At 32.9% G+C, this 13,920-nt stretch carries 8 protein-coding genes; 4 read left to right on the forward strand and 4 right to left on the reverse strand.

The features are described 5' to 3' along the window. Positions 1 to 4,848 (forward strand): T9SS type B sorting domain-containing protein (locus tag ACT3CE_RS07650; RefSeq protein WP_444709178.1); only part of this gene is annotated, 4,848 nt, incomplete at its 5' end. Continuing rightward, complete coding sequence (locus tag ACT3CE_RS07655; RefSeq protein ID WP_444709179.1) at positions 4,848 to 5,885, forward strand: PorP/SprF family type IX secretion system membrane protein; 1,038 nt, start codon at positions 4,848 to 4,850, stop codon at positions 5,883 to 5,885. The genes ACT3CE_RS07650 and ACT3CE_RS07655, both read left to right, overlap by 1 nt. Here the strand turns inward: ACT3CE_RS07655 and ACT3CE_RS07660 are convergent. Together ACT3CE_RS07660 and ACT3CE_RS07665 are read right to left on the reverse strand one after the other, a co-directional pair. Next, complete coding sequence (locus ACT3CE_RS07660; protein ID WP_444709180.1) at positions 5,882 to 8,203, reverse strand: cache domain-containing protein; 2,322 nt, start codon at positions 8,201 to 8,203, stop codon at positions 5,882 to 5,884. The two genes, ACT3CE_RS07655 and ACT3CE_RS07660, sit on opposite strands and share 4 nt — an antisense overlap. Positions 8,204 to 8,333: 130 nt before the next feature. Continuing rightward, complete coding sequence (locus tag ACT3CE_RS07665) at positions 8,334 to 8,894, reverse strand: hypothetical protein (protein WP_444709181.1); 561 nt, start codon at positions 8,892 to 8,894, stop codon at positions 8,334 to 8,336. Between the two features lie 264 nt (positions 8,895 to 9,158). Between ACT3CE_RS07665 and ACT3CE_RS07670 the strand changes: the two genes are divergently transcribed. After that, on the forward strand, positions 9,159 to 12,152 hold the full coding sequence (locus ACT3CE_RS07670; protein WP_444709182.1) for a histidine kinase: 2,994 nt from the start codon (positions 9,159 to 9,161) through the stop codon (positions 12,150 to 12,152). On the opposite strand, the gene ACT3CE_RS07675 is transcribed toward ACT3CE_RS07670, so the two are convergent. After that, the gene (locus ACT3CE_RS07675) at positions 12,153 to 12,965 is read right to left on the reverse strand and encodes an aminotransferase class IV (protein ID WP_444709183.1); all 813 of its coding nucleotides are present in this window, start codon (positions 12,963 to 12,965) and stop codon (positions 12,153 to 12,155) included. It lies immediately after the preceding gene. Positions 12,966 to 13,124: 159 nt separating this feature from the next. Here ACT3CE_RS07675 and ACT3CE_RS07680 point away from each other — a divergent pair, with 159 nt between their 5' ends. After that, positions 13,125 to 13,418, forward strand: coding sequence for a hypothetical protein (locus ACT3CE_RS07680; RefSeq protein WP_444709184.1), 294 nt, complete (start codon positions 13,125 to 13,127; stop codon positions 13,416 to 13,418). A 40-nt stretch (positions 13,419 to 13,458) separates the two neighbouring features. Here the strand turns inward: ACT3CE_RS07680 and ACT3CE_RS07685 are convergent, their stop codons facing one another. Next, complete coding sequence (locus tag ACT3CE_RS07685) at positions 13,459 to 13,800, reverse strand: avidin/streptavidin family protein (RefSeq protein WP_444709185.1); 342 nt, start codon at positions 13,798 to 13,800, stop codon at positions 13,459 to 13,461. Positions 13,801 to 13,920: the final 120 nt, after the last annotated feature.

Here is a 13,920-nt window from a genome sequence, read left to right on the forward strand (position 1 = left end):
TCAACATATTTATGGTCGACAGGAGAAACAAGCCAGACAATTACAGTAAATGTAAGTGCTAACTATTCAGTAGTCGTAACCGACACCAACGGTTGTTCAGCTACTGATGATGTAAATGTGACAGTACATCCGACCCCAATAGTAGATTTAGGAGCTGATCAGGAAACTTGTGCAGGCAGTACCATTACATTGGATGCAGGCAATGCAGGTTCAAGCTACTTGTGGTTGACAGGTGAAACAAGCCAGACAATTACAGTAAATGTAAGTGCTAACTATTCAGTAGTCGTAACCGACACCAACGGTTGTTCAGCTACTGATGATGTAAATGTGACAGTACATCCGACCCCAATAGTAGATTTAGGAGCTGATCAGGAAACTTGTGCAGGCAGTACCATTACATTGGATGCAGGCAATGCAGGTTCAAGCTACTTGTGGTCGACAGGAGAAACAAGCCAGACAATTACAGTAAATGTAAGTGCTAACTATTCAGTAGTCGTGACTGATACCAATGGTTGTTCAGCAAGCGATGATGTAAATGTAACAGTTCACCCGAATCCAGTTGTAGATTTAGGAGCTGATCAGGAAACTTGTGCAGGCAGTACCATTACATTGGATGCAGGCAATGCAGGAGCAAGCTATTTGTGGAATACCGGTGAATCAACACAAACTATTACAGTTACTACAAGTGGTAATTATTCAGTAGTTGTGACTGATACCAATGGTTGTTCCGCTACTGATGATGTAAATGTAACAGTTCACCCGAATCCAGTTGTAGATTTAGGAGCTGATCAGGAAACTTGTGCAGGCAGTACCATTACATTGGATGCAGGCAATGCAGGAGCAAGCTATTTGTGGAATACCGGTGAATCAACACAAACTATTACAGTTACTACAAGTGGTAATTATTCAGTAGTTGTGACTGATACCAATGGTTGTTCCGCTACTGATGATGTAAATGTAACCGTTCACCCAAATCCAACAGTAGATTTAGGAGCCGATCTAGAATCTTGTGCAGGTACTACCATTACATTGGATGCAGGCAATGCAGGTTCAACATATTTATGGTCGACAGGAGAAACAACACAGACAATTACAGTCTCTGCAAGCGGGAATTATAGCGTAACAATTACTGACGCCAATGGTTGCAGTGCTACTGATGATGTAAATGTAACCGTTCACCCGAATCCAGTAGTAGATTTAGGAGCCGATCAGGAAATTTGTGCAGGTGGAAGTATTACTTTGGATGCAGGCAATGCAGGTTCAAATTACTTGTGGTCGACAGGAGAAACAAGCCAGACAATTACAGTTTCAACTAGCGGGAATTATAATGTAACAATTACTGATGCCAATGGCTGTTCCGCTACTGGTGATGTAAATGTGACAGTACATCCGAATCCAACAGTAGATTTAGGAGCCGATCAGGAAACTTGTGCAGGTACTACCATTACATTGAATGCAGGCAATGCAGGAGCAAGCTATGTGTGGAATATTGAAGAATCTACACCTATTCTTGAAGTTTTTGAATCTGGAAATTATTCAGTAGTCGTAACTGACATCAATGGTTGTTCCGCTACAGACGATGTAAATGTAACAGTTCATCCGAATCCAATAGTAGATTTAGGAGCCGATCAGGAAACTTGTGCAGGTACTACCATTACATTGGATGCAGGCAATGCAGGTTCAAGCTACTTGTGGTCGACAGGAGAAACAAGCCAGACAATTACAGTAAATGTAAGTGCTAACTATTCAGTTGTAGTAACCGACACCAACGGTTGTTCAGCAAGCGATGATGTAAATGTAACAGTTCATTCAAATCCAATAGTAGATTTAGGAGTAGATCAGGAAACATGTGCAGGTACTACTATTACATTGGATGCAGGCAATGCAGGTTCAAACTACTTGTGGTCGACAGGAGAAACCACACAGACAATTACAGTCTCAACTAGCGGGAATTATAGTGTAACAATTACTGACGTCAATGGTTGTAGTGCTACTGATGATGTAAATGTAACAGTTCATTCAAATCCAATAGTAGATTTAGGAGTAGATCAGGAAACATGTGCAGGTACTACTATTACTTTGGATGCCGGAAATGCAGGTTCAAACTACTTGTGGTCGACAGGAGAAACCACACAAACAGCAACAGTTTCTGCAAGCGGAAATTATAGCGTAACAATTACTGACGCCAATGGTTGTAGTGCGAGCGATGATGTAAATGTGACAGTACATCCGAACCCAACAGTAGATTTAGGAGCTGATCAGGAAACATGTGCAGGTACTACCATTACTTTAGACGCAGGCAATGCAGGTTCAAATTACTTGTGGTCGACAGGAGAAACAACACAGACAATTACAGTAAATGTAAGTGCTAACTATTCAGTTGTAGTAACCGACACCAACGGCTGTTCAGCAAGCGATGATGTAAATGTAACAGTTCACCCGAATCCAATAGTAGATTTAGGAGCCGATCAGGAAACTTGTGCAGGTACTACCATTACTTTAGATGCAGGCAATGCAGGTTCAAGCTACTTGTGGTCGACAGGAGAAACAAGCCAGACAATTACAGTTTCAACTTCCGGTAATTATTCAGTAGTCGTGACTGATACCAATGGTTGTTCAGCAAGCGATGATGTAAATGTAACCGTTCACCCAAATCCAACAGTAGATTTAGGAACCGATCAGGAAACTTGTGCAGGCAGTACCATTACATTGAATGCAGGCAATGCAGGTTCAACATATTTATGGTCGACAGGAGAAACAACACAGACAATTACAGTCTCTGCAAGCGGAAATAATAGTGTAACAATTACTGACGCCAATGGTTGTTCCGCTACTGATGATGTAAATGTCACAGTTCACCCGAATCCAGTTGTGGATTTAGGAGCTGATCAGGAAACTTGTGCAGGTACTACCATTACATTGAATGCAGGCAATGCAGGTTCAACATATTTATGGTCGACAGGAGAAACCACACAGACAATTACAGTTTCAACTTCCGGTAATTATTCAGTAGTCGTGACTGACGCCAATGGTTGTTCCGCTACTGATGATGTAAATGTAACCGTTCACACGAATCCAATAGTAGATTTAGGAGCTGATATTAAAGAATGTGGAGCGACTAGCTCAGAGATAAGGGCATCAGGATCTTTTGTATCTTACTTATGGAGTACAGGAGAAAGTACGGAAAGCATTAATGTGAATGCTACAGGAATGTATTCATTAGTTGCAACGGATATCAATGGGTGTATAGCTGAAGATAGTATCCATGTAAATTTATTACCAGATTTTAATTTTGAACTGATGTACTCATCTAGTTTGGTTTGTTATGGAGACTCAACTTATATTGAGGGACCAAATCAAGCTAATTATACTTATTTGTGGAAAAAAGATGGGATACGAATTGATGGAGAAACTGACTATTCTCTTACAACAGGAGAATCGGGAAGATACACATTAGAAATTTTTAATGCTGATGATTGTTTTGCATCTGATAGTGTGGATGTAGAAATTATTAGTCTGCCAAATACTCCTTTGCCAGATAAAGTGGATATGTGTTATGGAGAATCAGTAAAATTAGATATTGGTGATGGTGAAACATTTATATGGAACGATGGAATTACCACTCAAACCAGAGAGGTAAGTGCAGGAGGTATATATCAGGTTGAGGTTCGTGATATTCACGGTTGCATAGGTTATGATTCTGTAGAAGTATTTGTTCATGATTTACCAATTGTTGATTTAGGTCCTGATTTATATATCTGTGAAGGAGAAGAATTAATAATAGAAGCTCCAGAGGGATATTATACAGAATGGAATCCAGGAGGAGTTACAAGATCAATATATGTGTACGAAGAAGGTACTTTTATTTTGAATGTGACAGATGATTTTGGATGTACAGGACAGGATGATATAAGTGTTTTTGTTCATGAAAATCCAGATGTTTATTTAGGTAGAGATACTGTAATTGCAGAGGGAAGTTCGATTTTGTTAGATGCCGGAAGTGGATATGTAGAATATGAATGGAACAATCAAGAGGATTCTCAATTTTTGAAGGTAGAAAAAGATGGAGAGTATGCAGTACGTGTTGTTGATATGCATGGATGTAGAGGAAACGGAAAAGTAAAGGTTGCTGTGAATCCTGTGCCGACTATTAATTTAGGAAATAGAGCTGGAATTTGCGAGGGAACTTCTTTAATGCTCGATGCAGGTAACTGGGAAAGATACTTATGGAGCACCGGAGCAGTATCAAGAACAATTACAGTGAACAAAACAGGTCAATATACCGTACAAGTTTGGGATATGTATGGAATAATGGGAACAGATACCATTAGTGTTGAAGTTTATCCTTCTCCGGAAGTGCAGATAGCCGCTGATACATTAAGCATGTATAAGGGACAAACTCTTACTTTGGATGCAGGATCAGGATATTCATCTTATTATTGGAGTACAGGCTCGGATTGGCGAAGTATTGAGGTTGATAATGAAGGAGATTATTCTGTGCAGGTTGAAAATGAATATGGTTGTGATGCTCGGGCATCAATAGCAGTGAAATTATTGCAAGCCAAAATGGTTGTTCCTAATGTGTTTACGCCTAACGGAAAAGGTCCTAATGAGATTTTTTATCCTGTTTTTAAAGGAATTGTTAGTGATTTTGAAATGTATATTTATACTCGTTGGGGTGAGCAGGTGTTTGAATTGAAAAAGGATATGGTTGCCAATAATGAGTTGAAATATGAAGGCTGGAACGGAACTTACAGAGGTAGTGATGCCGAAATAGGAGTATACGTTTATATTATTTTTTACGAAGGAAAAGAAAGAGCTCACGGAACAGTTACATTGTTTAGATAATGATTAGAAAAGGACTGAAAATAGCAAGTTTTATTTTACTGTTGATGAATTCGACGTTTTTGTATGCGCAAGACGTTGAATTCTCTCAGTTCTATGCAAATAAAGTATACTTAAATCCGGCTTTTGCAGGTTCCGATTTTGATGCAAGAATATCTATGAACTACAGAAATCAATGGCCCGAAATAAGTTCTGCTTATGTAACTTATAGTGTAGCTTACGATCAATATGTAAATTCATTAGGAGGAGGTGTAGCTTTGCAGGTTATGCAAGATGAACAGGGCGATGGCACCATAAGTACAACAACTGTAAGTGGTATGTATTCTTATACTCTTAGGGTAAGTCGTAGTCTATCCGTAAAAGCGGGATTTCAATTGTCATATATACAACGAAAATTGAATGATTCTAATTTTACTTTTCCCGATCAAACCGATGAATTTTATATTAATGGATTGATAAGTCCGTTTACAGGAGAAAGTGCAGTTGATCATTTAAATAGGAATTATTTCGATTTTTCAACAGGTTTAATAGCATCCTACAAAAACTGGTTTATTGGTTTTGCTGCTCATCATCTTGCCGAGCCAGATGAAGCTTATAAAGAGGAAAGTGATTATTCAAAATTACCTCGAAAATATACTTTTCATTGTGGAGTAAACGTACCTGTTTTTAGAAATGGTTTGCATCAATCTGATTTTAGTTTGGCCCCTAACTTTTTGTATCAGCAACAAGGAACAAACAAGCAGCTGAATTATGGTCTTTATCTTTCTAGAGGATCCTTAATTTATGGAATGTGGTATCGCGATAATTTAGAGTTGGAATACGATGCTATTATATTACAACTTGGAATAATGAGAGACTGGTGGCAAGTTGCATATAGTTACGATAAAACGGTTTCTAAGCTAATACATACCAATACCGGAGCTCATGAAATATCATTTCTAATGCGATTTAAGAATACAAGAAAAAATCGTTCCGGATGTATGGAAAAATCACTTCGTAAGCGTCGAAAAATAGGACGTATTAAATGTCCTCATTTTTAAATCATTTTATTAATTAGTTGGAGTAGTTTCTGCTTAATTATCGGTTTTGCAATGTACCCATCAAATCCGGAATTCAAAATTTGTTCCTTTTCGTTGGCTAAAGCATAAGCTGTTTGTGCAATAATCTTAATTTTTGGCTGATCCTTTTTTATTAGTTTTAAGGTGTCGTATCCGTTAAGTTCAGGCATTTGTAAATCTAGTAATACAAGATCGAAATTATTTTTAGAGCATTGTTCTACGGCACTTTTTCCATTGTTTGCAAGAGCTAATTCTATACCTGTAGATTGTAGCATTTGTTTAATAAGAGTTAGATTTACAGTATAATCATCAACAATTAAAACCTTTTTTCCATAAAGATTTTGAATGTTATTTCTGCTTTGTTTGGGTTTGATAATTTGAATGTCACTTTTTTTGTTGGTAGAATATGGTATGCTCACAAAAAAGCTACTTCCTATATTTACTTTAGACTCTACCCACATATCGCCTTTGAGAAGCTTTGCCAGCTTTTTAGATATGGAAAGGCCAAGACCGGTTCCTCCATATCTACGAGCATGAGAGTCATCGGCTTGTCTAAATCTGTTAAATATAATTTTTTGTTGTTCTTCGCTAATGCCAATACCAGTATCTTTAACTGTAAATATTAAATTCGATTCACAAAGTTGGTACGATATATTAATACTTCCTTTCTCGGTAAATTTTAATGCATTTTCAATTAAATTTGTGATAATCTGTTTTAACCTTAATGGATCAGTAAAAATTACAGATTTATCATCATCGAGTCCTTTTGTAAACTTTAACTCAATATTGTCTTTTTCTTTTTGAGCTTTAATTTTTTCGAAGGTATAATACAACTCATCAAACAATTGGTTTAAATTGTAAGAAGTGAGCGAAATTTTTAGTTTTCCTGATTCTATCTTCGAAAAATCAATAATATCATTTATTAAATTAAGAAGAGAATTTCCACTGTTGCGAATGTGGGAAAAGAATTGTTGTCTTGTTTCCAAGGGTAAATCATCTTCTTTTAGTAATTCAGAGAAGCCAATTATTGCATTCATTGGAGTTCTTATTTCGTGCGACATATTCGCAAGAAAAGATGATTTTAATCGATCCGATTCTTCAGCTTTCTCTCTGGCAATAAGCAATTCTTTTTCCTTTTGTGTCCTAATGTCAATCATTTTGTTAATTGTAACTGCCAAGTCCCGGAATTCAGAAAAATTTAGATCTTTAATGTTAATTTTAAATGATTGAGTAGAAGCTTTTTTAAAAAAGTTATTGAAGGATATAAAATTCCGTTTCATTTTAACGGAAATTATTTTTGAAGTAATATAGATAATTACAATTGCAATAATTATAAGGATTATAATTTGAATAGCATTTTTTCTTACTTTTTGCTGAAGCTGTGATTTTGAAATTGCTATGTCTTTATCTATTTCGTTAGTATAAAGACCCGCACCAATAACCCAATCCCATTTTGGAACGACTTGTAAATAAGAAATTTTATTTCCTTTATTTGAAAATGGATCTTCATATTCAATAAAGCCAGTTTGAATCGATTCAGCAGCCTTTAGCAGTTTTTTAACATTATTTCGTCTGGCTAAGTGTTTGTATTCCCGATAATTTTTACCAATACTATTTGTGTCTTGATGTAAAAGGCAGGTTCCATCTTTTTTATATACAAAAAAGTAATTATTATTATCTAATGTAATTTGGCTAATTCGTGTTAAACTTTCTTTTTGAATTTCATCGCGTAAATCGTCCAGAAAAGCAAAACTACCCATATACCAGTTATAAGGAGCAAACTTCTTAATGTATGATACTTTTGTATATGCGTTATATTTGTTTTTTAGTTTACCATTGTTTTTGTATTTCGTAAAAGCTTCGTTCTGATGCTTCATTAACTTAACTTCATTTTTTATAATATAGTTGTTGTTAAGATCATGAAAATGAAGTAAATTTTTACCTTCGTTGTGCTTCGAAAAAGGATAGGATACGCCTACTCCATTTAATGTGTTAATAAAAATATATCCGTGTTTGTTGGCAAATCGTAGAGGACTAGTGGCTTCTTTTATTCTTTTTTTAATTTCCTTGTCAGGTAATAAACCTTTGTTTTGTAAGTAAATATGTGTGGCAATGGCATGAGACTGATCAACAAAATTCTTTAGTCTGTTTTTTAGCCTTGATTCAGTCTGATTATTCTGATATTGAATAAAATCGGTGCATTCGTTAGCTTTTCGAATTAAAACACTTTTTTGTTCTTCGATATATTCGCTTCGTAAATTTTTAGTTTGTTCGTTAAATTCAGAAACATTACTGTACATCCAAATACTACTAAAACTTAATAAAAAAGCAATCGTCAATATTAGAAAAAGTAAAAAATAGGATTTACTAATGCTTAGTTTATTTTTATTGAGCAGATTTAGGATCGAATTCATAATACAACAGGAAAAATTAAATCTTAAATTGATTTAGGATCTGACTAAAAATAGGATTGAAAATTTTAAATCCTAGGGCAATTTCATTTTTGATATCGTTATCAATCTTCTCTTGATTAATATCGGTTGAGTTAGTGTATTGATTTAAAATTCCAACATTATATTTTTTTGTGTTTTTATTTATCACTAAATGAGGAATTGTATGATATTCTGCTTTTAAAGGATATTGGTTTTTTTCTAAAATATTGTTGTTTATTAGGTAATTGTAGATGTCGATAAAATGGATCGATGATTTCGCAAAAAATACTCTCAGTTCAAATTTTTGGCTAAGAGGTATTTCGTAGAAGAAAGTAAAATCTTCACTTGTTGTATTACTATACTTAATAAATACTCTATTCCTGTTAATATTAACATGATCGTATTCAAAAAACCATTCAATATCCGAAATGCTTTTAAATTCTTTTTTTAAAGCATAAAGAACTTTTAGTCTGGGTAAAACTGTGTACGAGAAGTTTTGATTGTCTGCATACAATTGTGATGCTTTTTCAAGATTAGATTTATCGAAAGTAAATTTCATTATAATTTCTCTTTTACATTAATTTTACAAAAGTATCTTAAAGGATTTAATATTTCATCTTTTGATCTCTTTTTTAGCATGAAAAGCTGATAGATATTTCTACGGGAATTTATTAAAATTGTTTACAAATTTTATGTTAGAGGTGGGTATTGACAAGTCTTTTCTTATGAACTTATTTAATATGATGGACTTAAGTTTGTAAAGTCGTTTAACTTGACACATTTGACAGCTTATTTTTTTGTAAATATTGCCTATTATTGCATTATGAATTTGTCAATAAAATCATTTATATTTCTTTTCTTCTTACTTATTTCTAACATTTTAACCTTCGGAGTTAATAGTCCAACGATTAATTTTTCCATGCATAATGGTTTGCCAAGTAATAGTGTTAACGATATTTTCGAAGATTCTAGAGGTTTGGTGTGGTTGGCTACCGATGCAGGAGTTTGCGAATTTACAGGAGCTACAGTTAAATTTAGACCAAGTTTGTCGAAATTGGTTGGGGAGCAAATTAAATGCATTAAAGAAGATCTTAATGGGAATTTATTGTTTGCTGTAAAAGGCGTTGGTTTATATATATACGATGGAAATAAACTGAGAATAATACAAGAAAAATTTACCGATTATTTAGAAGATATTCATTCTTTTATAATTTATAAAGACAAATTATTTTTTGGCACCTCAAATGGCGTTTTTTATGCCAATACTTTTAATGGTATTGTAAAGCCTTTATGTCTTAAAGACTCAATAAATGTCTTAAAAATTATTTTAGATAAAAACCGTTTAATAATATATTCGAAAGAGAAATTTATAAGCTGTATTTATGATATTGAGTCTGATAAAATAATTACGAGTCAAAAAACAATACAAGTTGATTTTGGAAAACAATTAAATAAGCGAGTTGCAATTGGTTCATTATCAAGAGTTCTATTGAAAGAAAATAATATTGAAAGGAGTTACGATATTATTCAAAAGCTTAAAATCGACGAAAAAGAGTATTTTTTGTTACGGAATTTTGTAAAGGGAAAGGAATTCCGGAAAATAATATCTTATTCGAATAATAAGGCAATTGATATTTCTACAAAGTATAAACTGAAAAATATTTTTATAAAGTCCTTATTTCAAAAGAAAAACGGGGGTAGCCTATGGCTAGGCACAAGAGATAACGGTTTGTTGTGCATTAAAAAAAATCGCTTTTCGAGCTTCGATATGAAGGATTTAAAATTAGCGAATCAAACTATTGTGGGTATTGAATATTTGCCGTCTGAAAAATTAGTCATTGCTACAGAGCATAACATATTAAAGTTGGTAAATAATAAAATTACAGAGCTGGTTCCAGAAAAGAACTTTTGTTATTTGCATAACAATACAAATTGTCAGGTGCAATTAAAAATTAATGATATTAGGATTAACTCTGATGGTATATTATGGATTGCTACGAATAAGGGTTTTTATACTCTTAATATAGAATCGAATCGATTGAATTATAAGGGGGGTGCTAGTGTAAATAATTTTACATTTACTCAGGATGGAAAATTGTTTTGTTCTGCACAAAATGGCTTTTGTATTTATAATCCAAAGCAAAAGGGTAAAAAAAATATCAAAACAAATTTAAAATATAAGCAATCCGATATTACTAAAATATTAGAACATAATGGGGAGATGTGGATATCCATTAGGAGTAAAGGTATTGTTAGATATAAAAAAGGGAAGGTTTTTTATTATAATAATCAGAATACAGGGATTCATAATATTGTAAATGATTTTAGTATGTTATCAGATTCGCTGATGATTGTTGCTGGAAATAATGGAATTATTTACAAGCTTAAGCTTAAAAATGATAGCTTGGTTGTTTTTGATACAATATCAGAACCAGAAGGTTTAAGGGGAATGTCGGTTCTTGGATTTCAATACTTAAGCGATGGATCGTTGTGGTGTGGAACAAATGAAGGAATTCATCGTTTTGTTTGTAATTCTGAAAATAAGAAAGAAGAAAAAGACCTTCGCTTTTGGAGTTTAAACGATGCTAATATTAAATATCCCGGAAAAGAATCATTAGTGGATAAAGATGGAAATATTTGGGTCAATACAAGTCGGGAGTTGATTAAAATTAATACCAAGTGCGATAAATCAGAGCAATCTTGTGATGTAACCTTACTGAAAGTACTTAGTAATGGATACCCAATAGATTATTCTAAAACAGATAAATGGACTGGAGCATATAAAGAACCAATATTTCTTAGTTATAACGAGAAAGATATCACATTTAAAATGGCATATTCATATTGCGAAAGTCCATATAATAATCTGTTTAGGTATCGTTTATTAGGGCAAAAGCAGGAGTGGAGTGAATGGCGTAATAGTAATGAAGCAGTTTATACCAATTTGCTAGGAGGAGAGTATCGGTTCGAGTTTGAAGGGAAATGTTTAAGTACAGGTTGTATTGCTAGATTTGGTGTTGATCTTGTAATTGATATACCTTGGTATAGGACAGCCGGTTTTATATTACTAGTTCTAATATTGTTTATTATTGTAGTTGTAGGAATATTAAATATCTACAAAAACAAAATTAGGAAAGAAGAAAAAAATAGAAGTAAACAAATTAATAAAATAGTAGGTCTTAAAATAAAGGCAATTCAGTATCAGTTAGATCCTCATTTTATTTTTAATTCTTTAAATTCCATCCAAAGTTATATGTTAGATGACGATGTGGATTTAGCACTTGAGTATTTGTCGGATTTTTCAATGATTTTAAGAAAAAACATTAGTAATGCGGATAAAAATTTCATCCACTTAAACGATGAGTTATCTTATTTAAGATTGTATTTGAAAATGGAACAAATGCGTTTTGCCGACAAGTTTGATTATGAGATAAAAATGGACTCCAATATTAAACCGATGAATGTGAAAGTACCGCCTATGATTATTCAGCCTTTTTTGGAATATACTATACGAAAAGGATTAAGTGGATTAGAAGGGGGAGGAAAGCTTATTTTGAGGTTTAAGCAAGAAAAAAATGGGTATTTAAAATGTATCATTATTGATAATGGAATTCCATACAGATCTTTTGATAAGAATACTGCTGTAACTAGTGAAAGTGATTTTGGGAATTCTCTTCAATTAACTAGAGAAAGATTAGAATTGCTTAATAAAGTATCTTTATCCGGAAAACATTATTACTATTCAATTGAAAAAATTCCGACTAACTCATTAAAAGAGAGTGGTGTAAAAACAGAATTGGGTTTTCCTGTTGTTTAGTTAGAGAAGGTTTTCTTTTATCATAGTTTTATATTCGCTTAGTATTCTATTTAAAATAGGATGTGAAACCGAAAAGTTGATAGCATTAATGGTCTTTATAGGAAGTATCATCGGCGAGGTTCCGGTTAAAAAAGCTGATTCGTATTTGTCTAGTTCTGAGAATTTGATTGCTTCTTTACAAATGTTGATGTGTAATTTTTCTGCAATCGTAATTACTTTTCCGCGCACTATTCCGTGTAGTACTTTATCATCGGGAGCCGTATAAAGTGTATTATCTTTAACAAAAAATAAATTAGATCGGCTTCCCTCTGTAATATTTCCAAGAGAATCTAATAGAATGACCTCAAATATTTCTGCTTCCTGAATTAAATTATTTGTTCTGGATCGAAGTTCGTGATTGTAAATTTTTGCTGTAGGTGTTGATCTTTCAGCCTGATGAATTATTGTTCTAATTCCATTCTTATATAATTCATTATCTGGATATGAATGTTTTATAAAATAAGCAAAGAAATTCTTTTGTTTTTCTTTTATGTTGAAAACTAGTTTTATGTTACCTTCCTGTACATCATTTTTTTCTGTTAGAATTTGAATGCAGTTTTTGAATTTAGGAAAATCGTACCATATATTTACGTTAATTTGTTTTGCTGAGTTGCATAAACGAGCATAATGTTCTTCAAGAAAAACTGCTTTCCCCGAAATAATTCTAATAACCTCATAAAGAGATATGCCATTGCGGATATAACTATCTTTAAAGCTTTCTGAGCTCTTTAAATTTTCGTTTTGTAAATAGATGTATCGATAGCATTCACTCATATCATATATGTATTAGTTTTTATTATTTAAAAAACAAAATAAGGGTTTTTGTACGTTATATACAATGAAGTAAGAATGAATTATAACAGAAAGTATATTATTCATAGCTTTATTTGTACATTAGCTAATATTAAAATATTAAAATATAAAATATAATTTATGGCAAGTAAAAAAGAGTTTAAAAAAGACGTGAATTTCCTTACTGATGAGATATTAATGAGAAGTATGATTTATTTGGAATTTTTTGGAGAAAATAATTCTAAAGAGATTTATAAGATAATGAATGATGCTATTGCCTCAAGAAATGATTATATATCCCGTATTAATCTTAACTTAAAAGATAAATCTCCAAAGGAAATTAAAACACATTTTAAGTCTATTTATGATGACTTGTTGAGCTCAACTCACGATCTTTTAGGTAAAATAGATAAATTGGATACAATTTTAAATTAATAGAAACAGGAGCATGAATAAAATCGTACTCCTGTTTTTTTTATTGTTTTCTAAAGGTTCCAACTCCCGTAAGAATTGCTTTTGCTTTTTGTTCTTCATCACCTCCTTCGCTTTCCGATAAATGCCACATTGTATGCAATACAGGTCCCTTTTCATCTTTTTCTAATCTACCTGTCCAGCAAGCTAAAGATCGATATTTTTCAAAATCGACTATAAATGCAATTGCATTATCATTGATTTTTCCAATAACCTTAAATTTATCATTAAAATTAGGTTGGCCAATAGCAGTTTGAAAGATCCCTTTTAAGTAATTTCCATCAACCGTTAAATCTAATATAGAATCGTATTGGTTTTTCCATTTTCCATTTAAATTGATATCCATAGTGTTTAATTTTAAGAGTGATAGTTCTTTTTTCTGTTTAAGTTAATCCTAAAAAGTGATCTCTCAAAATAATTTAGATTTCAGAAATTTACATGTGTTATTAAAGGGAGTTGTCGGATT

The organism is Marinifilum sp. RC60d5, assembly GCF_052400665.1.
Taxonomy (GTDB): Bacteria; Bacteroidota; Bacteroidia; order Bacteroidales; family Marinifilaceae; genus JBQTGK01.

Excerpts from the sequence above, each read along its gene's own strand:
- ACT3CE_RS07660 (WP_444709180.1), bottom strand. The coding sequence starts at position 8,203 with ATGTACAGTAATGTTTCTGAATTTAACGAACAAACTAAAAATTTACGA.
- ACT3CE_RS07680 (WP_444709184.1), top strand. The coding sequence starts at position 13,125 with ATGGCAAGTAAAAAAGAGTTTAAAAAAGACGTGAATTTCCTTACTGAT.
- ACT3CE_RS07665 (WP_444709181.1), bottom strand. The coding sequence starts at position 8,894 with ATGAAATTTACTTTCGATAAATCTAATCTTGAAAAAGCATCACAATTG.
- ACT3CE_RS07675 (WP_444709183.1), bottom strand. The coding sequence starts at position 12,965 with ATGAGTGAATGCTATCGATACATCTATTTACAAAACGAAAATTTAAAG.
- ACT3CE_RS07670 (WP_444709182.1), top strand. The coding sequence starts at position 9,159 with ATGAATTTGTCAATAAAATCATTTATATTTCTTTTCTTCTTACTTATT.
- ACT3CE_RS07655 (WP_444709179.1), top strand. The coding sequence starts at position 4,848 with ATGATTAGAAAAGGACTGAAAATAGCAAGTTTTATTTTACTGTTGATG.
- ACT3CE_RS07685 (WP_444709185.1), bottom strand. The coding sequence starts at position 13,800 with ATGGATATCAATTTAAATGGAAAATGGAAAAACCAATACGATTCTATA.